The organism is Cysteiniphilum sp. JM-1 (assembly GCF_008711525.1).
Lineage (GTDB): Bacteria > Pseudomonadota > Gammaproteobacteria > Francisellales > Francisellaceae > Caedibacter.
Window position 1 is genome coordinate 58764 of record NZ_VXKS01000001.1, and the last position, 20773, is coordinate 79536.

Consider the following 20773-nt stretch of genomic DNA (forward strand, 5'->3'; position numbering starts at 1 on the left):
AGACACAAAAAAGGTCTCAAAAAATGCTAAACTGTGTGTCAAATTAGGAGGTGACAAATGCCAGCTAAAAAGAATAAAAGCTATACAGCGGAGTTTAAAGCCAAAGTTGCTCTGGATGCTATTAAAGGCGATTTAACGATAAATGAGATATCCTCAAAATATAGTGTGCACTCAACGCAGATTAATCGTTGGAAGCAGCAAGCTTTGGCATCATTAAAAACCTGCTTTAATGGTAAGCAAGAAAAAGCCTCGCTAGACTCGCAACAGCAAATGGATAAGCTCTATCAACAAATAGGGCAATTGACCTGTGAAAATGACTTTCTAAAAAAAAGTGTTTGGAGCTAAGTGTTATGGAGCGTAAGGCAATGATCGATGCTAATGAAAGCCGCTTAAGCATGAGGCAACAATGCCAGCTTTTAAAGTTAAATCGTTCAAGCTTGTATTATCAAAGCAAGCCTGAAGATTCGGATAATGTCGAGTTGATGCGTCTACTTGATGAAGAGTACACAAGGCATCCTTTTAAAGGGGTTTTGCGCATGACTAAATACTTAGAAGATTTAGGCTACCATGTTAATCCAAAGCGTGTGCGTAGGCTATTAAGAATGATGGGGATTATGGCCATTTATCCGCAAAAGAACTTAAGTGCATCGCATCCTGCACACAAGAAATATCCTTATTTACTCAAAGATTTAACGGTCGATCAAGCAAATATGGTTTGGTGTACAGATTTAACTTACATTCGCCTAAATCAAGGCTTTATCTACTTATCTGTGATCATGGATTGGTATAGTCGTTATGTGCTTAGTTGGGGACTTAGCAACTCGATGGAAGCCGCTTTTTGTGTTGGCACATTAGAAGATGCATTATTGCGCTATGGCACGCCTGACATCTTTAACAGTGATCAAGGGTCGCAGTATACAAGTGCTGAATTTACAGGGCTTCTTTTGGCGAATGAGGTCAGGATTAGTATGGATGGTCGAGGTCGTGCTTTTGATAATATTTTTATAGAGCGTTTATGGCGTAGCGTTAAATATGAAGAGGTTTACATAAAAGATTATGCTGACATGCAAGAAGCCAAGCGCTCGTTGAAGCGATACTTTGATTTTTACAATTATGAAAGGCATCACCAAGGTCTTGAGTATAAAAAGCCAGCTGAGGTTTATTTCAATACTAGCTATAAAAATGCTGAGGTAGATACGTTTAAAGAATCATTTTTATCAGGTTTAAAAGCAGACAAAGACATTTGCTTAAAACCTATAATTAATGACTTGAATTTGCAGTAGAAAAATATCCCATTTTTATTGCAAAGTGGTCTAGACAATGGGGAGACTTTAGTATAATTAGGAATAATTTGAAACAATTAACTCAATAAAATTCTTTTCTGACAATCATAACCAAAGAGACACTCCACATGCTAAGTGCAAAAAAACTCAGAAAAACAATTTATATAATATCTAGTACCATATTTTTAAATGCTTGCGGTGATTCTAGTGCTGGTCAAGCACCATCTATTAATTTACCTCCCTCCTCTCTTTCAAGCTCAAGATCTGACAATTCAACTTCATCATCAGATGCTTCTACTCGGATTTCTAGAATAGTTCCGATAAACATCCCCTCTGGATTCATGGTGAATACTATTCTTCACCGAGAGTATGAGTTTAGTTTTCAGCTCCAATCGCAATCTCTAGATAGTAACTTGGGACATTATCGGTTAGAGTCAGTGATTCGTGAGGTTTCTGATGGTGAAGACTTGGACGCAAGTAGTTTTCAAATTATGGATACAAAGCGTGACGGTAATTATTACTATGTTACGGTGCGCTATTTACCACAAATCAATAATCAAAATAAGCATGAAGCAAGGCTTATAGTCACTGCAAGTGATGTTAATGGGCACGAAGTTGAGCAAGAGATTGCATTAAAGGGGCAGGAGCCTTTTAATGTTTTCGTTCATAGGAATATTCGAGCTGGTCAGATTTCAGATCACTTTGCATTAACATACAGAGGGATCGTGAGTAGTGACTTTCCTGATAATCTTAGCAAACTTTACGGTACTTATAATATAAGTATTCCCACAAGCAATGCTTGGACTGATAGTTATGGGGCAAGATTTAACTTTCCATTTAATGTGCCTTTAATTCAAACTTACAATCCAGCACAGACATTATTTTTAAACCCTATTGCAGTGAAATTAGAAGCAGAAGATAATAGTGAAGCTTATTTTATCATACAGTATAAACCTAGTGAATCGGAGATTGGTAACGAGTTAGGCAGTACTAATTTTAATGATAATATGTTTAATAGCACTATAAAGCACCATGCTCTTTTTTCTGACGGGCTGACAGGACATATGGCCGTGAATATGAGTGCATCTTTACATATCGATAGTACAGCTGCGCAGAGTATCACTATTAACCCACATGATGGTACATGGTCGCCTGCAATAAACTCATTACGCATAAAAGATAAAATATTCAATCATGAAAGTAGTGTGACGAATTCGGTTCTGAATAATGTCTCGATTGATCCGGGAGTTATCATTAAATCTATAAATATTTTATTGAATGAAAGTGATTTTTTAGCATTTTACAGTTTGCTCAATGATGTTGGTAATTTTAATATGAATCAGTTTTTGTCCAGCAACAACATGCCTTTAGCTGTGCAGAGAGGAGTGGCAAGTTATCGAGAAATGTTTGTTAATACATCTATTTTAAAAAATAGGACATTTGAACAACAACAAAGAGCTGAGGAGGAACAGCATAGAGCACACGCAGAGCAGCAGCAAAGAGCTGAGGAAGAGCAGCGTAGAGCACACGCAGAGCAGCAGCAAAGAGCTGAGGAAGAGCAGCGTAGAGCACACGCAGAGCAGCAGCAAAGAGCTGAGGAAGAGCAGCGTAGAGCACACGCAGAGCAGCAGCAAAGAGCTGAGGAAGAGCAGCGTAGAGCACACGCAGAGCAGCAGCAAAGAGCTGAGGAAGAGCAGCGTAGAGCACACGCAGAGCAGCAGCAAAGAGCTGAGGAAGAGCAGCAAGCACGACAAGAAAGGCAAAGTTTTGAGTCTGCAAATAGAAGTGCTGAAGATATTATAAATTTCATAAATCAAAACTTTTCTAATGACCTTGAGAGGTATCATAGAGAAGGGTATAATTTTTACCCATTTCTCCGTGCATTTATAAAATTTTATTACAATAGCCACAATGCAACATTGGAGAAATTCAGCCAAGAAGACTATAAAAAAATAAAAAGAATAGTTACTCATAAAGTGCACCCAGATATATTAAGACGTAATCCTAGCCTTCGTGGTTATAGCGCAGTCTATTTTAACTTATTAACTTTAGGTTTTCAAAAACTAGCTGTTTAAAGTTTTACACATAAGGCAATGCTTTTTTATAGGGTTCAATATTTAATAAATACCATAGGAATATATAAATGAGTAAAGTAATTAAAATCATTTTGATTTTGACTATTATTTTTATACGTAGCAATTCTTTTGCTGGAAGTGATCCTGATTTCAATGCAGTTAAGGGAAACGCTAAAAAGCCAACTTATTTTGTTAGTCATAATATCAAAGGCCTAATCTCCTCTTTTTTAGCGCCCACCTCTGAAGAGATCAAAAATTATTCTTGTTGTGTGGCTTCTGAAAGTTATGCATTAAAAAGTATATCTATTGCTCCTGATGGAGTGATAACAGTTAGATATACGCATTACCTTGATGGTAATGACCACGTATATGAAACCAATATATTATCGCTTGATAGTTTAATAGAAAACATTAACTTAGGTTATGTTGTTTATGTTGATTCAGTTGAAGAGCTAGATTTTTTCTATGCTAAGGAAAGAGTCGAGCACAATTTTTTTAGAATCGCAATTAAAAATAAATGCAAAAATCTAAAGAAATTAATATTTCCGCTCAAATGGAGGGGTTATAGTAGTAAGACTTACAAAAAAGCTCTTGATTCCATTATGAGTAATCGATCTGTAGAAGAACTAAGGCTTCCTCTGATAAGTTATGATTTTTACAGTTATTTTGAGGAAAAAGCAGTGGGTAGATTAACAAATTTAAAGCATCTAGATATTTCTTTTGCCAAAAATTATCATGATGATTTTGATTTCACCTTAATGTTAAACAAGTTGAATATAAAAAGCATTACTATAGGTGGTAATAGCTTGAGTTTTAATTTTTTAAGAGATTTAAATAAAGTAAAGAGCTTGGAGAAGATGATTTTGGTAGGAAATGTGTCCAAAGAGGATGAAAAATTTATTGAAGATAATCTGACTCCATTAGGTATAAAGGTTGTGGTGATCGATAGATAAATAAAGTGTCTCTATGCGGTTGAAGACAGAGCACTGCGGGTGAATGAGATTACCGTATAACGAAGTTGGTTGGATGTAACAACTTTATCAAAACGTTTAAACTTTTATTACGTATTTTTAACAAGCGTATGAATAGACTCTACTTAGCGATATTAAAAATTGGTTGAGACGATATTATGCGCATTTTTATAGAATCCAGAAATTTGCTTTTAAAAGAGCAGTTAAAGACTCTGTTTTTGAGAAAGAAACCATCGGTAACAATTAATTTCAACGATGAATATATAGACGAAGCTGACGTCTGCATAATCGACCATACTTTAAACGCTTCAAGCAAAAGTAGTTTAGAGTTAATGAATAGTCTCTCAAAAGTTATTTTATTGCTTCCACCTAATTATCAAAAGCAAAATTTATATAAGTATTATCATCGTGGACTTTTATGCTCTTTAGATGCCCCTGTGCCATTAGATATTTTGGTTGGAGTATCCTTTAATCTATATGCTAAGCAAACAAATTTTGTCACTATTGATCTTTACAGCCAAAAGGAAAAATATTCTTATAGATTCGATGATTTTATTTTAAAAAATGTCCCAATGACATTGATGCAGGTTGGATCGACAGAAATATTAGAAATTAGTTATACAGAGCACAAAACCTTAGAAATACTACTTGAAAATCCCTTTCAAGTAGTCCCCAGAGGTCAAATATTTGAAAGAATTAATCAATTCAGATCTTTTGAAAGCGATCGAATAGTTGATATTACAATACATAAACTTAGAAATATTTTCAAAAGAAATAACAAAGGTAAGTTAATCAAAAGCATATATGGCGTTGGCTATATGTTACAAAGCCATACAAAGCTAACAAAGGAGTAGTAAACTACCCCTAAACACGTTTTTCTAAAAACTCTCCTTTCAGGAAAGACGGTACATCTTGCACAAAATAATCAATCTCAGGGTGTGCAATAAAACGCGCATGCGCCATGTCATCAGCATTAACAAGCACTGTTGCCATCCCCATCTGCTTAGCTGGGATTAAGTTATGCGATGAATCCTCAAAAAATACTGCTTTTTTAGGGTCTATATTCAAACGCTCAAAGCAAAATTGATACGCTTTAGGGTCTGGCTTAGGCACGAGTCCCGTGCACTCTAATGTGACAACATCTTCAATCAATTGATTAAGGGATAATTTCGACATCACCCGATCCGCATGATAAAGCGAACCATTCGTGAAAATAGATAAGTGTTTACCTTTTGATTTCAAATCATTCAACATGCCTAAAAGTTCATCATCCAAATGCAAACGCTCCAATGGCACATTATCAATCACTGCCAAAAATTCATAGGGATCGATTGCATGGTGATGCATTAAACCATGCATTGTCGTGCCAAAGCTGTGATAATATTCTTCACGCAAAAAGTCGGCTTCTTTGCGGGTTACTTTTAATTTCTCAACAATAAAGTCCGACATGTTGCGTAATTGCAAATCAAAAAATGCCGAGCTTGCTGAATAAAGCGTGTTGTCTAAGTCAAAAACAAAATGTTTAAAATCTAAATGCATAAGATGTTGTAGCTATTTCCTATGGTGTCAGCTTATACCAGTTGCCAAGCATTTGACAGTGTTTCTTTGCTTAAGAACTTATCGATAATTGATAATCAAAGTAAACTAGAAAAATCATTTACATTCAATACACTCTGACACGAACAAACTATCCAAGCATTCCTTTAATCGTATCCATTGTGATAAAAAGTTGATTATCCCTCAATGCTAAAAACCCATAGCGTTTATAAAAACACTCTGCCGTTTGATCTTTTGCATCAACTATTACTGCCATGGATCCTATAACAGCGCTATTGTCATAAGCACGAGTTAGAGCATCAATCAAAAGCAGCTCACCATACCCTTTGCCTTTTGCTTCATTTTGAACTGCTAATCGACCTAATAGTGTTGCCGGCAAGTATGGATATTTTGGCAGCTTCTTCGCCATTTCATCATTTATACTGGATAACTGATCCACATGAATAATGGTTGATGAAAGCGTATAGAATCCTATTAAAGAAGAATTATCTTGCAAGATATACGTTGCACAAACGTGTCTTTTCATATCTTGTTTAGCTTGCTTAAGTATGTAGTTGTTTAATTCCACATAACCACAATCAAATGTAATGCCAGACATTTTTTGTTTTGTTAACAACTCAATCTTTACTGCCATTAATCACCCTGCTAAGACATAGTTTTCTTATATGTTTGATATGCTTTTTTCAATGCATCATTCGCTTTGGGTGGATTTTCTAATGCCGCAAAAAAATTTTCTTGTTGTGACAAACTTAGCTTAATCAAGTTTTGCTCGGTCGTAACCTTCTTAGCAAAGCTCATCATGGCTCGCACACCAAATTCAGTTAACGACACACCCATTAATTGAGCTGCTCTCTCAAAAATAGCCTTGCTATCATCTGTCACTTTAAACTCTATTCGTGCTGATTTACTCACAATATCGCCTCATCCGTAAATTATACGGATATTTTAGTTTCCAAAACCTAATTAGTCAATATTGTGACCAACACCAATAACACTTACTTTCATAACAGTCCTGACTATAACCATATTGCTGCCCACCTTGATTGTGTAAGCGTTGGCTGAGCGTAAGTCGAAGCCTCTATGAAGGATGATTTTCCAAGCTGCCCACTTTGACTGATGCTCAGTGCACCGCTTCGACTTACGCTCAGGGTACGGTGAGCACTTGTCGGTGAATATTTAGTATTCTTTTAACCTTTTTTATCCTACCTTAGTTTTTAACTTCTGCTACAAGCCATTTGGTGTCTAGTTGCAAAGCAAGAAACTCTGGAAAATGGTTTGTGTTGGGTATATATTGCCTTTTATCATGCAAAAACAAAAGACTATTACCATGCCCGTTCGTTCATTCAATGGCAAAACACCAAGTATTGCTACAGATGCATTTATTGACCCAATGGCAACCGTCACCGGAGATGTTTCTATTGGCAAGATGAGCTCTGTGTGGCCTCACGTCAGCATTCGCGGTGACCTTCTCAATATCACTATTGGCTATAAAACCAATATCCAAGACAACTCGATTTTGCATACCACACAATTTCTTGACAACCCCGGCACGGGTTACGATACACGCATAGGTGACGAGGTCACCATTGGTCATAGTGCGGTTATCCATGGCTGCCATATCGGCAATCGCGTTTTAATTGGCATGGGCGCTATTATTTTAGATGGTGCGATTATCGAAGATGATGTCATTATTGGCGCGGGCTCACTGGTGCCACCAGGCAAAAGCCTTGAATCTGGATTTTTATATATTGGCTCACCGGTTTCTCAATCTCGCCCATTAAAAGACAGTGAAAAAGCTTATATTAAAGCCAATGCCCAAAACTATGCTGAAGTCATGCAAATACATAAAAAAGAGCTTGGGGTCTAAAGCCCATGTTTAAAAAACATATTACCCCTACCATCGCTTTATATTCTTTGATTACCTTCTTTCTTTTATTAATAACAGGTTGCACCACAATAAGCACACCTAAAACACCGCTTATGCCAACGACCTCACCACAAACACAGTGGCAGAGTTATCAAAAAAACCTACAAAAACTAACCCAATGGCAAGCATCTGGGGTGATTGGCATTATCATCAATCACAAAGGCGAATCTGCTAATTTCATCTGGAAACAGAACAAACAAGATTTCTGGATTCAGATTTATGGACCATTAGGTATAGGTGCTACGACTTTCGCAGGTGACAATCATCAAGTAAAACTTAAGCGTAGTGATGGTGAAGTGATTAAATCACAAAGCCTTGAAGAGCTTATGCAATCACAACTTGGCTGGAGTCTACCGATTAAAGGCTTATATTATTGGGCGCGTGGCTTATATATACCACAAGTGCCTTATAACAAAACGCTTAACAACTTTGGTTTAGTGCAAAATCTTAAACAGCAAGGTTGGCAAATCCAATATAAAGACTATATGCTGTATGACACGCAATATCCACTTGCTGAAAAAATTATATTTCGTTATGGTGACGATTTAAAAATTACCCTAGTGATTAAATCATGGCTTTTAAACCCGTAACTTATCCCTCTTATGCCAAGATCAACCTTTTTCTGCATATCACAAGCAAACGCGATGATGGCTATCATAATCTGCAAACTTGGTTTCAGTTTGTTGATCTTAAAGATTTTCTACATTTTTCATTTACAGAAGATCATCAAATCAGCCTGTCTAGTAACATTAACATTAGCCAAAAAGAAGATAACCTAATCTACAAAGCAGCACTCGCTTTAAAGCCTTTTGCTAAAGCGCATACTGGCATTGATATTCATATTGATAAAAATATTCCAATGGGGGCGGGTCTAGGTGGCGGCAGTAGCAATGCAGCAACCACGCTAATTGCCCTTAACACATTATGGCAGTGTCATCTTTCTAATAAGCAGTTACATAAGATTGGTCGAAATCTTGGTGCCGATGTGCCGATATTTTTACTACAACAAGCATCTTGGGCAGAGGGAATTGGTGAGATACTAACGCCTAAAGCTTATATCGAACAATATGCACTGATTATTAAGCCAGACTTTCATGCCAGCACTCAGGAATTATTTAGCCATCCCTTATTAAAGAAGAACAGAGCGCTATTAAATCATCGAGAAATCACTAACCCACTAGTGCATGACAATGTCTTTCTTGAAGTCATTCAAAAGCTTTACCCAAAGGTATGGCAAAATTTACAAAAACTACCCAATGCACAAGCGCTAAGATTAACTGGATCAGGTGCGTGCTTTTACCTCCTTAGCACGGATTACAATCAGCTTTTACAAAATCAGAAAAAGTTAGAAAAAGATGTTGACAGTTGGATAGTGAAAACATTAAACTTTGCACCTGTCGAACGATGACAACCCCTTAGCTAAGCGGTTTTCACGATCAATATTGGGCTGTCGCCAAGCGGTAAGGCAACGGGTTTTGATCCCGTCATACCCAGGTTCGAATCCTGGCAGCCCAGCCATAAAGCATCATCGTTTTTTTTAAAAAATCCAATAAAAAACTTCAAGAATTATCCATTTTGCTTTATTGAAGCATTATTATCATGCCTTTGATCTATTAAGCTCAAACCCGTTAATGCTACGCATGTCTTGATCAAAGGAAATACCGATTTCATAGATAGGCAAATTGAGACTTAAAAATTTCTGCTTATAATCTCTATCGATGATCTGCTGCACAGCACGTTAAACCAAGATCTGCTCTAACTCCAGCTGCACTTGATAATGCATTAATACTTCCTGTTTAATATGCTCGACCAATTGAAGTATCTGTTGTCCTGTGGCATTACCGGTGTTGATAATCACACCACCGTGCTTTGGTGATATCTGCGCGCCACCAATTTGGAAACCTTTTAGCCCAATTTTCTCAACCATCTCGCCGACAGTAATATGATAGTTAGGACGCTTAAACACGCTTCCCGCACTTGGCTCACAAGGTAATTTTGCTTGACGCTGTGACAGGATATTATCCATTTTATCTTTAATTTCTATCTGCGGTTTTAGCGATAAATCAAAACATGCCCCAAGAATAATCACGGATCTTGTTTTAAACATCGAATAGCGATAGCCGTAATCGATATTCGCTTTATCAATCCGCTGTTGTCTAAAGCTCTCACTATCCAAAACATCAACATAGCGCACATGATCATAAATTTCATCACCATAAGCACCAGTATTCATAATCATCGCCCCACCAATACTTGCCGGCACATCAAAAAATGTCTCAACACCACTTAAGCTATGATCATAGGCATATAGTGACAATTCTTTCAGTAACACCCCAGCTTCAGCATAAACACCGTCGCTCACGTGAGTGATCTTTTTAAACTGCTCCTTAATCACAATAAATGCAACATCGTCATACATGCTCTTAGTCAAAATGATATTACTGCCATTGCCCAAGATAATCACCTTTGTGTGGCGCTTGTATATTTCAATGATTTCATCTATCGATTGCGGAAAATACACATGCTTGGCAAAGCTCTCGATATGGTAAGTATTATAAGACTTTAACGAAAACATAATCATTCTTCTTTATCAATGCTGATATGCATAAAGTGGGTGAGGTTCTCAAGTAGATTTTCATAGCCACGAAAAATCTGCTCAGCTGAAGTAATCGTACACACCTGATCGGATAACGATGCGCCCATCACGACTGCCATCCCAGCTCTTAAATCATAGCTTTTCATACTTGTGGCATGCAAAGGCCCAACAATACTGCCGAGCACTTTGATCTTATTGTCTTGGTAATCTATTGGAAAGTTCAGCTTTTTAAGCTCATCAACATACTTGGTGCGCTCAGGATAAACGGTATCAGCAATTTCAGATACACCATCAGCTTTAGCACACATCACCGCAAAAATTGGCTGTAAATCCGTTGGGAATTCCGGATAAGGCATTGCTATAATGTTCATCGGCATTAATACGCTTTTCTTACCATAAAAACAAATACGGCTATGCTCAGCATCAAACTGCCATTTCGCCCCCATTTGTTTTAAAACATCCAGAGGTTTTGCAATATATTCTTTGGTATCAACCCCTTCAACGCAGACATTTAAACCATGCAAATAAGCTAAAGCCGCATAAGTCATCGTTTGGATACGATCGTACATTACACGGAAAGTCACACCAGAGAGCTTCTCGACACCATCAATCTGCATCATGCGTGCACTGTGATCAATTTTGATCTTAGCACCGGCATAATTGAGAAAACTTGCAACTTCAATCACCTCCGGCTCTAAAGCAATGTTATTAAGCTTCACTTGAGCAGTTCCTGTTGCTGCGTATAGCATCAAGTTGATACTTGCGCCCACCGATGGATAACGCAATGTATGCTCAACCGATTTATCCGCTTGATGTTCAATCACAATATGATATTCATCATGTGTGACCTTAGCTCCCAAGGCTTCAAAACCTAATAAGTGAATATCAAAGGGTCTTTGCTCGCTAAAAGAGCATCCGCCAGGATAGCCTATTTTTAACACACTGACCTTTTTAGCTAAAGCACCAAGCAGCATCAGTGAAGTCCGTGTGCGTCGCGTGTAATTACTGGAAAGCTCTATTTTGTTGACTTTTTGCGGTGCAGAAATAGTCACCATACCATCTTGGCTATCAACTTTACCACCAATTGCCTGCAAGATATCACACACAGCATGATAATCACGCAAACTGGATGGCACATTATTAAACGTCGTTGCTTCTTCAGTCAATAAACTAGCAAACAGCAAGTGCAACAAAGCATTCTTAGCGCCTGATAATTTAATATTAACATCCTGAAGATGGTGACGTTTACTGACTTTTAACTGCATAAAATGACTAATCTTTAGAGTGTTTTAACGCACGTTTTTTCTGCATTTTCTCCTTCTGCGTCTGCTTATCCCTATAACGTTGCAATGGTGTTAATTTTTTCTGCTTCGTTGGTTCATAAGGGTTTTCAGACTGTTTAAACTCAAAACTAATCGGCGTACCCACAAGATTAAAAGCCTCACGGAAAAACTTCTCTAGATAACGTTTATACGATCCAGGCAGGCTGTTTACTTGATTACCATGAATCACGATCACTGGTGGATTGTGCCCACCCATATGTGCATACTTTAGTTTGATCCTTGATTTACCGGACATCGGCGGTACATGATCTTGTGTCGCCATTTTTAAGACTTGTGTCAGCTCTGGTGTTGGTATTCTTTTGGTGGCACTTCTATAGGCATTTTTTAATGATGCAAACAAATGCCCAACATTAGTACCATGTAACGCTGAGATAAAATGAATATCAACATAGTCTTTTAAAAATACTAAGCGCCGATTAATCTCCTCTTTGAGGTTTTCTCTGTCTGACGCGCTCATGCCATCCCATTTATTGACCGCAATAACCATCGCTCGTCCCGCGTTTAACGCAAAACCCATCAAATGCATGTCCTGATCGGTTAATCCTTCTTTAGCATCGATTAACACAATCACCACATTGGCATCTTTGATCGCTTGAAGCGTTTTAACCACCGAGAATTTCTCGAGAGTCTCCCTGACCTTGCCCTTACGACGAATACCAGCAGTGTCAATAATGGTGTAATCTTCATCATTACGTGAAAAAGGAATATAAACACTATCAATCGTAGTCCCCGGCATATCATAAACAACCACTCGATCTTCACCCAACATGCGATTAGTTAGTGTTGATTTACCAACATTTGGACGACCTATCAAAGCAAAGCGAATTCCACGCTTGTTGGCTTCTCCTTCAGCATGCTCAGAGTCATTCAGCTCTTTATCACACAAAGGCAATAACGTATTTGATAATAGATTACCAACACCACGGCGGTGACTTGCAGCAATGGGAAATAATGCTTCAAAACCCAGTGAATAAAAGTCAGCTGCGGCAACCTCTTCCTGCATGCCATCGGTTTTATTAATCACTAATACCGAAGGCTTACCACGTGTACGCAGAAGCTCAGCAATATACAGATCTCCCGCTGTTAACCCAGCTTGTGCATCAACAACGAAATAAACAAGATCGGCCTCCTCGATGGCAAGGATTGATTGATCAGCCATTGAGCCATCGACACCAGCATCATTATCAGATAAACCTCCGGTATCAATGACGATAAAAGGCTGCTCCTCAAACTCCGCTTGGCCATACTGGCGATCACGTGTCACCCCTGGCATATCGTAAACCAACGCATCACGCGTGCGTGTTAAAGCATTAAAAAGTGTCGATTTACCGACATTCGGACGACCGACGATAGCAATGACAGGAACCATAATTCTAGAACTTAAGTAGTCTTGATATTTCTGCTTGGCACTATAGCTTATTTAGGTCTAAAGAACAAATGCTGATACGCGATCAACGCAACCTTTCGCGCGGCTCATCATGATCACCATCCTTGTGATCATTATTTTCATTTTGATTTTCTTCCTGCTGAATAAATTTCTCGTCCTCCTGACGAGCTTTCTCGATTAACGAGTTCATTTTATTACCATAGGCTAATGATTCATCATAGAAAAAGCGCAAAGCAGGTGCGACACGCAAACGCAGCTCTTTGGCAAGCGCTGTACGGAAAAAGCCCTTGGCTGAATCCAAAGCTTTCACTACCTGCGATGGATGCGTTTCCGTGCTTAATGATGAGAAAAACACCTTAGCATAAGATAAATCTTTAGAGACCTCAACGCCAGTAATGGAGACCCATTGCAAGCGCGGGTCACGCACTTTGGTTGCTAGCAATGCAACGATGATCTTTTGAATCTCATCGCCAACACGCTCAACACGCGAGTTACTTGCCATAATTATATCTCTCTTTTGATTTCAACCGTTTCAAAGACTTCGATCTGGTCACCAACTTTAACATCATTATAGTTCTTAACGCCAATACCGCACTCTATGCCTTTCTTGACTTCAACGGCATCATCTTTGAAGCGTTTTAACGACTCTAAAGATCCTTCATAAATCACCACCTGATCACGCAATACACGAATCGGGTTATGACGTTTAATCACACCATCAATAACCATACAACCAGCAATTGAACCAAATTTTGATGATCTAAAGACATCACGCACTTCGGCAACACCGATGATTTGCTCTCTTAACTCAGGCGACAACATCCCCGACATCGCTTGTTTCACATCATCGATTAAATCATAAATGATGCTGTAATAACGTAGCTCAATACCATCAGTCTCAGCTTGTTTTCTCGCTGTTGCATCCGCACGCACGTTAAAGCCAAAAAGCACCGCTTGTGATGCCACTGCAAGTGACACATCAGAGATGGTAATTCCACCAATGCCTGATGCAATAACCTCAACCTTGATCTCATCATTGCTAAGCTTAACTAATGATTCACGAATTGCTTCAACTGAGCCTTGAACATCTGCTTTAACAATGACATTCAAAGTTTGACGCTCACCCGTCGACTCACCCATGCGATCAAATAGGCTTGATAATTTACTGGCTTGCTGTTGCTTTAAACGCTCATCTTTTTTCTTTTGCGATCTATATTCAGCAACTTCACGCGCTGTTTTTTCATCTTTAACCGCAACCATCTCATCACCGGCATTTGGCACACCCGAAAGACCTAAGATTTCAACCGGTGTTGACGGACCTGCTGTGTCAATTTTTTGCCCAAGATCATTCATCATCATGCGTATACGTCCGTATTCCGTACCGCATAATACGATATCACCCTGATTTAACTCGCCACTTTGCACCAACACAGAAGCAACGGCACCACGTCCTTTATCTAAACGTGATTCAATAACGACACCTTTTGCTAAACCTTTATCAACCGCTTTAAGCTCTAATACTTCAGCTTGCAATAACACGGCATCTAGCAGCGTATCAATTCCAAGTCCTGATTTCGCTGAAACGTGAGCAAACATCACATCTCCGCCCCATTCCTCAGAGATAACATCAAGCTGTGAAAGCTCCGTTTTAACGCGATCTGGATCAGCATCTGGCTTATCCATCTTATTCACTGCAACGACAATCGGTACACCAGCAGCGCGCGCGTGTTGAATCGCTTCTTTTGTCTGTGGCATCACACCATCATCGGCCGCTACCACAAGAATAACAATATCCGTACTTCCCGCTCCACGAGCACGCATGGCAGTAAATGCTTCATGCCCTGGAGTATCCAAGAATGTAATTTGACCTTTTTGTGTTGTTACTGAATAAGCACCAATATGCTGTGTAATCCCACCGGCTTCACCCACCGCAACACGTGTTTTACGAATATAATCTAAAAGGGAGGTTTTACCATGGTCAACGTGTCCCATAATCGTCACCACAGGTGCGCGTGATATTGCTTCTTGATTTGATGAGTCTACGACAACCGTTTCCTCTAATGTGTCATCACGATGCAATGTATATTCATGCCCCAACTCTTCAACGATCAAAATCGCAGTTTCTTGATCCAATGGTTGGTTAATCGTCGCCATTACACCCATTTTAAATAGCACTTTGATAAGCTCAGCTGCTTTTACTGCCATCTTTTGTGCCAGTTCATTAACTGTGATACCTTCAAAAAGCACTACTTGTTTCATCACTTTTTCAACTGGCTTAGTAAATTGCTGCGTTTTGACTTTGTTTAGTTGCAATTTCTTTGGCTTAGATGACTTACGTGAGAACCCTGAACCATAATCATCCTCATCATCATACATGCCACGTGAACCTTTCTTCGCTGCTGCTGATTTTGATTTTTTCGCACCTTTGCGTGAATCATTATCTTCATCTTCATCCGCTCTACGCTTTGTCTTATCAAGCACTTTTTTATGCGTAGCTTTTGCCTCATTAACTGAGTTGTTATCAGCGACTTCTTTATCTTCAACAACCACAGGTCTTGAAGTGATTTTAAAACCATTATTTTTTGGCTTTTCAGCCGGTTTTTCAGTAATCATAAAACCACTATTTGTTGCTTCATCTACAACTTCATCAACCACCGTTGGCTTCTCAATCTTTGTTGGTTTTTCTAGCTTTTTAGGCTTAGGAATAGATTTACCCGCCTGCGCTTTCGATTCTTTCGCTTCTTTCACTTCTTTTGTTTCTGAAGACACATTATCAACAGTCACTGCTTCTGCTGCTTGATCTGCTTGAGGTTGTTCAGACACCACTACTTCTTCTGTCACATCATCATTTGCTGTAATAGCGTCTTGTGTTGCCTCTAATTCAATCGCTGATTCATGCTGTTTACCAATAAATACTTCATCTTCAAGTTGCTCATCAGCAATATCAAGTACTGGCGCAACAAGCGTTTTCTTTTTACGCACTTCAATATTTACCTTGCGATTTCCGGCGACTTTCAACTGCTTAGTCGTCTTTCTTTGCAAAGTTACTGATGATTTTTTCTCTGTCGAACCACCTTGGATAAAACTAAGAAGCTGGTTTTTTTCGGCATCAGTTACTAAATCATTGATACTTTTTTTATGTACACCTGATTGTTCAAACTTCTCAAGTAATACACTTTCATTAATTTTAATTAGTTTGGCTAGTTGCGCCACTGTCATCTCTGCCATCACATTTCTCCTACTTCTCGTTATCCTCTTCAAACCAAGGCGCGCGCGCAGTCATAATCAAAGCTGCTGCCTCATCTTCAGAGATCGAAATAATTTCGCGTAAATCATCAACCGCCAATTCAGCTAAATCTTCCATTGTAATCACATCTTTTTGCGCTAGCGCATCTGCCCACTCAGCGGTCATTCCTTCCATATTTAAAAGGTCATCAGCAGGTTTATTGGCAGCTAATGCCTGTGAAATAAGTGCTGTCTTGGCACGCTCTTGTAGCTCTTCACAGATTTCATTATCAAAGCCTTCAATCTCAAGCATTTCTTCACGTGCCACATAAGCGACTTCTTCAAGACTGGTAAAGCCTTCCTCAATCAAAACTTCTGCAATATCTTGATCGATATCCAATGCTTCCATAAAGAGTTGCATGGTTTTTTCTTCTTCTTCCTGCTGCGCTTTTTCAGCAACAGTGCTTGAGATAACATTGATATGCCAACCCGTTAAAGCAGTCGCCAAGCGCACATTCTGCCCGCTTTTACCAATCGCTTGTGATAACTGATCTTCTTTAACAGCCACCTGCATCGCTTGCTTATCTTCATCTTGCACGATAGACGTCACCTCAGCTGGTGCCAATGAATTCATCACAAATTGCGCTGGATTATCATCCCACAATACGATATCGACACGCTCACCTTGTAATTCATTAGTGATCGCTTGAATACGTGAGCCACGCATCCCAACGCATGCGCCAACAGGATCAATACGCTTGTCATTTGATTTCACCGCCACCTTAGCACGCGAGCCTGGATCACGCGCAATACTAACGATATCCATCAACTCTTCAGCAACTTCAGGCACTTCAAGAATCAATAAAGCATGCAACATTTTCTTGTTAGCACGTGACAAAATAATTTGCGGACCCTTGCCATCATCATCGATGCGTAAGATACAAGCGCGTAATTTATCATTTAAACGATAATTCTCTTTAGGTAATAGCTCTTTTCTAGGCAACACACCCTCAGCGTCTTCACCTAAATCAATAATTAAAAAATCACGTGTAGTGCGCTTAACTTCACCATAAACAATCTTGCCAACTTTATCGCGAAACTTTGCCACCATTAAACGACGCTCTTCATCACGCACTTTCTGCATGATGATTTGCTTAGCAGTCATCGCGGCAATGCGTCCAAACTCAACTGACTCAACCGGCTCCATCAGCACATCACCAACGACGACGTTATGCCCTTTCTCTTGGGCGACATCAACGTATAGCTCGGCTGCATAATTCTCAATCTCATGGTCTTCATCAACGATTTGCCATTGACGATATGTTTCATAATCACCGGTTTTGCGATCAATTTTAACGACAATTTCGGCATCTTCTTCAAAACGCTTTTTAGTTGCCATCGCCAAGGCTTCTTCCATGGCTGAAAAAAGTAAATCTCTTGAGACTTCCTTCTCATTAGCAACGGTTTCAATAACCAGTAGTAACTCTTTACTCATAACTTTCACCTATATCCACATTATTAAAGATTAAAACTTTGGCACAACGCGCATTTTGTCAACATTGTGAAAATCAAAGCGAATTTCTTCGTCTTCTTCTGTTTTAACAAGCACATCATCATTGTCTACTGAAATAATCACCCCTTTGAAACGGCGGCGATTATTCTCTGTTGCTTGATGCAATTGCACTTTAACTTCAAAACCCTCCAAGGCTTTTGCCTGTACCGCATTAAACACGCGACGATTCACCCCTGGAGAAGATACTTCCAACGAATAAGCGCCACTGATTGGGTCTTCAACATCTAAAATTGCACCAACTGCACGACTGACTTCTTGACAGTCATCAATTGAAATGCCTTCTTCATGATCGATAAAAATACGCAAGGTCATGCTGCCGGTATCTGCAGAATACGCATCCATTTCAATCCCCCATAAAATAAATCCAAGGCTCTCTACTTCTGGCGCAATAAGCGCTTTTAACTGATCAACCAACATTCCAACACACTCCTTGGGATATAAAAAAAGGACTACTATGAGTCCTTTTTATCTACAAAACAAAAAGGCCCATAAGGGCCCGCAATTTCTCAAATTCTTTTTAGGTTGGTAGCGGGGGCTGGATTCGAACCAACGACCTTCGGGTTATGAGCCCGACGAGCTACCAGGCTGCTCCACCCCGCGTCAACTGTGGGACATATTAGCAAATCTTTTTTAAATTGCAAGACTTAAGTTTAAAATTTTCTTAATCACTTGGAAAACATTTTGATTAGATTCAAATGCATATAGCTAGCCCATCTATACTTTCTGTACAATTTTCGTCATCTACTTGGCACTTTTACATGATGCTGTTTTGCTAATAGAGTTAGCTATTAACTGCAACACCATCATGCAAAATCACTCAAGCATATATAGAAACTAAATACCTAAAGCATAAATGGGATAGCTATACAAAATAAAAAATATGCTTTTACAGTAAAATTTACTTACACTCTGAAATGAATTTAAAAGAGGAGAGATACAGTTGAAAGCACTAACAGCAAATCAACCACAAGGTTTATGGTACTTATTTGGCGTTGAGGTATGGGAGCGCTTTAGCTATTACGGGATGCGCGCATTACTGATTTTATATCTAACAAGCGAATACTGGGGCATGAGTGATACCGACGCTTATTTAACTTATGGGGCATATGTCGCCTTTGTTTATATGGCACCTGTGATTGGCGGCTATATCTCAGATGCTTACCTTGGACATACAACAAGTGTTAAATATGGCTGTGTACTGATCGTGATCGGTCACTTATTATTAACGGTTGAGGCAAGTTTCTTCGTTGGTCTTGCCTTTGTTGTAGCTGGAACAGGCTTTTTCAAATCATCAATGGCAGCAAGCATCGGCAGATTATATGACAAAGGTGATAAACGTCGCGACGCAGGCTACACTTTGTTTTATATGGCAGTAAACTTCGGCTCATTCTTTGCTGTGCTCTTAGTACCAATGCTCGCAAAATACTTTGGTTGGCATGTTGGCTTTGGCGCCGCCGCTGTTGGGATGGCGCTAGGGTTAGTGGTTTTTCTATTAGGTCAAAAGAAAGGTGTGCTACCCAAAGATCAATTTAGCGCTTCTAAATTAACACGTATTTTAGCAATCGTTGGCGCATTGTTGTCCGTAATTGTATTTACTTATTTTATTGCTCACCCAACAGATACTTCAAAGCTACTGTATATCGTAGCAGGCTTCGTTGGCTTATATTTACTGTACAAAGCAATCAAAGGTGGTAAAGAATATATTCTGGCGATTTTAGCAGTTGTCAAAATGTCGTTTATCATTATGATCTTCTTTGCCCTTTTTGAGCAAAAAGCCACGAGTGTCTTACTTTTTACCGAACGCCTAGTTGATCTTAACTTATTTGGTTTTGAAATTTCATCGGCAAGCACGATGTCTTTAAATCCATTTTTCATTATTGTGCTTGCCCCTTTCTTTGCTGCACTTTGGTCAAAGTGGAATCCAACCGTATTTGCCAAGATGGGTAGCGGGATCTTACTTACAAGTGCAGCAATGGGCGTCTTAACACTTGGCGCTTATGAAGCAATGCAAGGCTCACCTATTTCATTGCTATGGATTGTTGGTAGCTATCTGCTAATTACTATGGGCGAGTTGGCTTGCAGCCCAACAGGACTGGCTGCAATCAGCAAAGTCTCACCAGTTGATGTCGTTGCGGTATTATTTGGCGTATGGGGCATTAAATCATCTTTTAGTAACTACTTTGCCAGCTATATTGCAACATTTACCGATGTTGGCGGTAATGGTACCGAACAAGCTGCTGCTTATTTCAACGTATTCTACCATTTAGCACTTGTTGCTTTAGCTGTTGGCATTATCGTATTGATCTTATCACCATTACTAAAACGTATTTATAAGATATAGTATCTTCATCTTTGTTTTTTATTTACTGTAGTTACGTACTTTTGCTATTTCAACACCCCACCTCGCAAGCTCGGCACCCCTCTTGCAAAGAGGGGAATCATCAAGCTTTGCCTAACTCCCCTCTTTGCAAGAGGGGTGGCAGCCGTAGGCTGACGGGGTGTTTATAAAACCACAGCTTTTCTAAAGTGCGTAACGCCATTTATTTATGAGAAAACAATCAATAGCTGCAAACATTAATCGATACAATTCGCACCGCTTACAATAATAAACATCAATCAGATGGCTCAATCTGTACGAAAATACTAATGGAATAATGCGCTGTATAAAAAATTGGGAATTTTTGAGATGTCTGACGATGTCTTACTTTCACATGGCGAATGCCACACTATCATCAGCGCTAAGCTGTTTCACTTCTGAGTTCGGAATGGAATCAGGTGGTGCCAACTTGCTATTATCGTCAGACGAAGGGCATTTTATATATTTTGAGATAAATGT

The 20773-nt window shown here is 39.2% G+C and carries 17 protein-coding genes, 2 tRNA genes, 1 rRNA gene and 2 pseudogenes; 9 read left to right on the forward strand and 13 right to left on the reverse strand.

Annotated elements, in window-relative coordinates; genetic code table 11:
- Window positions 1-57 precede the first annotated feature (57 nt).
- The 4 genes from F3D68_RS00200 (at window position 58) to F3D68_RS00215 (ending at window position 5183) form a co-directional block, all read left to right on the forward strand.
- Window positions 58-1283 (forward strand): IS3 family transposase gene (locus F3D68_RS00200; RefSeq protein WP_411954513.1). Its coding sequence is split into 2 segments (ribosomal slippage): window positions 58-333 and window positions 336-1283, totalling 1224 coding nucleotides; the frame shifts between segments, so codons are not numbered across the junction.
- 128 nt (window positions 1284-1411) lie between these two features.
- Window positions 1412-3358, forward strand: a complete 1947-nt coding sequence (locus tag F3D68_RS00205; protein ID WP_151192546.1) for a hypothetical protein — start codon at window positions 1412-1414, stop codon at window positions 3356-3358.
- Window positions 3359-3426: 68 nt separating this feature from the next.
- Window positions 3427-4311 carry a hypothetical protein gene (locus F3D68_RS00210; protein ID WP_151192547.1) on the forward strand — a complete coding sequence of 295 codons (885 nt, stop codon included), beginning with the start codon at window positions 3427-3429 and terminating at the stop codon, window positions 4309-4311.
- Window positions 4312-4487: 176 nt separating this feature from the next.
- Window positions 4488-5183, forward strand: a complete 696-nt coding sequence (locus tag F3D68_RS00215) for a winged helix-turn-helix domain-containing protein (RefSeq protein WP_151192548.1) — start codon at window positions 4488-4490, stop codon at window positions 5181-5183.
- 10 nt (window positions 5184-5193) lie between these two features.
- On the opposite strand, the gene F3D68_RS00220 is transcribed toward F3D68_RS00215, so the two are convergent.
- The 3 genes from F3D68_RS00220 to F3D68_RS00230 all read right to left on the reverse strand — a co-directional run bounded on the left by F3D68_RS00220 (window position 5194) and on the right by F3D68_RS00230 (window position 6798).
- Window positions 5194-5868 carry a pyrimidine 5'-nucleotidase gene (locus F3D68_RS00220; protein ID WP_151192549.1) on the reverse strand — a complete coding sequence of 225 codons (675 nt, stop codon included), beginning with the start codon at window positions 5866-5868 and terminating at the stop codon, window positions 5194-5196.
- A 148-nt stretch (window positions 5869-6016) separates the two neighbouring features.
- Window positions 6017-6520 carry a GNAT family N-acetyltransferase gene (locus F3D68_RS00225; RefSeq protein WP_151192550.1) on the reverse strand — a complete coding sequence of 168 codons (504 nt, stop codon included), beginning with the start codon at window positions 6518-6520 and terminating at the stop codon, window positions 6017-6019.
- 11 nt (window positions 6521-6531) lie between these two features.
- Complete coding sequence (locus F3D68_RS00230; protein WP_191092634.1) at window positions 6532-6798, reverse strand: DUF1778 domain-containing protein; 267 nt, start codon at window positions 6796-6798, stop codon at window positions 6532-6534.
- A 415-nt stretch (window positions 6799-7213) separates the two neighbouring features.
- On the opposite strand from F3D68_RS00230, the gene F3D68_RS00235 reads away from it, so the two are divergent.
- From F3D68_RS00235 to F3D68_RS00250, 4 genes are all read left to right on the forward strand, one after another.
- A complete protein-coding gene (locus F3D68_RS00235; RefSeq protein WP_151192552.1) occupies window positions 7214-7753 on the forward strand; it encodes a gamma carbonic anhydrase family protein in 540 nt (179 codons plus the stop codon).
- A 5-nt stretch (window positions 7754-7758) separates the two neighbouring features.
- A complete protein-coding gene (gene lolB / locus F3D68_RS00240) occupies window positions 7759-8403 on the forward strand; it encodes a lipoprotein insertase outer membrane protein LolB (RefSeq protein ID WP_151192553.1) in 645 nt (214 codons plus the stop codon).
- Window positions 8382-9221, forward strand: coding sequence for a 4-(cytidine 5'-diphospho)-2-C-methyl-D-erythritol kinase (ispE, locus tag F3D68_RS00245; RefSeq protein ID WP_411954550.1), 840 nt, complete (start codon window positions 8382-8384; stop codon window positions 9219-9221). Before lolB ends, ispE begins: the two co-directional genes overlap by 22 nt.
- A 35-nt stretch (window positions 9222-9256) precedes the next feature.
- A tRNA-Gln gene (locus tag F3D68_RS00250) sits at window positions 9257-9331 on the forward strand.
- 220 nt (window positions 9332-9551) lie between these two features.
- Here F3D68_RS00250 and murB read toward each other — a convergent pair.
- From murB to F3D68_RS00290, 9 genes and pseudogenes are all read right to left on the reverse strand, one after another.
- The gene (gene murB, locus F3D68_RS00255) at window positions 9552-10388 is read right to left on the reverse strand and encodes a UDP-N-acetylmuramate dehydrogenase (RefSeq protein WP_151192555.1); all 837 of its coding nucleotides are present in this window, start codon (window positions 10386-10388) and stop codon (window positions 9552-9554) included.
- A gap of 2 nt (window positions 10389-10390) precedes the next feature.
- Window positions 10391-11674: a UDP-N-acetylglucosamine 1-carboxyvinyltransferase gene (locus tag F3D68_RS00260; protein WP_151192556.1), complete on the reverse strand. Its 1284-nt coding sequence runs from the start codon at window positions 11672-11674 to the stop codon at window positions 10391-10393.
- Between the two features lie 7 nt (window positions 11675-11681).
- The gene (der, locus tag F3D68_RS00265; RefSeq protein WP_151192557.1) at window positions 11682-13121 is read right to left on the reverse strand and encodes a ribosome biogenesis GTPase Der; all 1440 of its coding nucleotides are present in this window, start codon (window positions 13119-13121) and stop codon (window positions 11682-11684) included.
- An 82-nt stretch (window positions 13122-13203) separates the two neighbouring features.
- Complete coding sequence (rbfA, locus tag F3D68_RS00270; protein ID WP_151192558.1) at window positions 13204-13641, reverse strand: 30S ribosome-binding factor RbfA; 438 nt, start codon at window positions 13639-13641, stop codon at window positions 13204-13206.
- Between the two features lie 2 nt (window positions 13642-13643).
- Window positions 13644-15911, reverse strand: a pseudogene (infB, locus tag F3D68_RS00275) (translation initiation factor IF-2); the annotation flags it as partial.
- A gap of 195 nt (window positions 15912-16106) precedes the next feature.
- Window positions 16107-16367 (reverse strand): annotated as a pseudogene (locus F3D68_RS11500) (translation initiation factor IF-2 N-terminal domain-containing protein); the annotation flags it as partial.
- 10 nt (window positions 16368-16377) lie between these two features.
- The gene (gene nusA / locus F3D68_RS00280) at window positions 16378-17859 is read right to left on the reverse strand and encodes a transcription termination factor NusA (protein WP_151192560.1); all 1482 of its coding nucleotides are present in this window, start codon (window positions 17857-17859) and stop codon (window positions 16378-16380) included.
- Window positions 17860-17889: 30 nt separating this feature from the next.
- Window positions 17890-18354 carry a ribosome maturation factor RimP gene (rimP, locus tag F3D68_RS00285; protein ID WP_151192561.1) on the reverse strand — a complete coding sequence of 155 codons (465 nt, stop codon included), beginning with the start codon at window positions 18352-18354 and terminating at the stop codon, window positions 17890-17892.
- Between the two features lie 106 nt (window positions 18355-18460).
- A tRNA-Met gene (locus F3D68_RS00290) sits at window positions 18461-18537 on the reverse strand.
- Window positions 18538-18877: 340 nt separating this feature from the next.
- On the opposite strand from F3D68_RS00290, the gene F3D68_RS00295 reads away from it, so the two are divergent.
- Window positions 18878-20278, forward strand: a complete 1401-nt coding sequence (locus F3D68_RS00295; protein ID WP_191092635.1) for a peptide MFS transporter — start codon at window positions 18878-18880, stop codon at window positions 20276-20278.
- Window positions 20279-20625: 347 nt separating this feature from the next.
- Here F3D68_RS00295 and rrf read toward each other — a convergent pair.
- Window positions 20626-20740, reverse strand: a 5S ribosomal RNA gene (gene rrf, locus F3D68_RS00300).
- Window positions 20741-20773 lie beyond the last annotated feature (33 nt).

Excerpts from the sequence above, each read along its gene's own strand:
- lolB (WP_151192553.1), top strand. The coding sequence starts at position 7,759 with ATGTTTAAAAAACATATTACCCCTACCATCGCTTTATATTCTTTGATT.
- rimP (WP_151192561.1), bottom strand. The coding sequence starts at position 18,354 with ATGTTGGTTGATCAGTTAAAAGCGCTTATTGCGCCAGAAGTAGAGAGC.
- murB (WP_151192555.1), bottom strand. The coding sequence starts at position 10,388 with ATGTTTTCGTTAAAGTCTTATAATACTTACCATATCGAGAGCTTTGCC.
- F3D68_RS00205 (WP_151192546.1), top strand. The coding sequence starts at position 1,412 with ATGCTAAGTGCAAAAAAACTCAGAAAAACAATTTATATAATATCTAGT.
- F3D68_RS00225 (WP_151192550.1), bottom strand. The coding sequence starts at position 6,520 with ATGGCAGTAAAGATTGAGTTGTTAACAAAACAAAAAATGTCTGGCATT.
- rbfA (WP_151192558.1), bottom strand. The coding sequence starts at position 13,641 with ATGGCAAGTAACTCGCGTGTTGAGCGTGTTGGCGATGAGATTCAAAAG.
- F3D68_RS00260 (WP_151192556.1), bottom strand. The coding sequence starts at position 11,674 with ATGCAGTTAAAAGTCAGTAAACGTCACCATCTTCAGGATGTTAATATT.
- der (WP_151192557.1), bottom strand. The coding sequence starts at position 13,121 with ATGGTTCCTGTCATTGCTATCGTCGGTCGTCCGAATGTCGGTAAATCG.
- F3D68_RS00220 (WP_151192549.1), bottom strand. The coding sequence starts at position 5,868 with ATGCATTTAGATTTTAAACATTTTGTTTTTGACTTAGACAACACGCTT.
- F3D68_RS00210 (WP_151192547.1), top strand. The coding sequence starts at position 3,427 with ATGAGTAAAGTAATTAAAATCATTTTGATTTTGACTATTATTTTTATA.
- nusA (WP_151192560.1), bottom strand. The coding sequence starts at position 17,859 with ATGAGTAAAGAGTTACTACTGGTTATTGAAACCGTTGCTAATGAGAAG.
- F3D68_RS00235 (WP_151192552.1), top strand. The coding sequence starts at position 7,214 with ATGCCCGTTCGTTCATTCAATGGCAAAACACCAAGTATTGCTACAGAT.
- F3D68_RS00215 (WP_151192548.1), top strand. The coding sequence starts at position 4,488 with ATGCGCATTTTTATAGAATCCAGAAATTTGCTTTTAAAAGAGCAGTTA.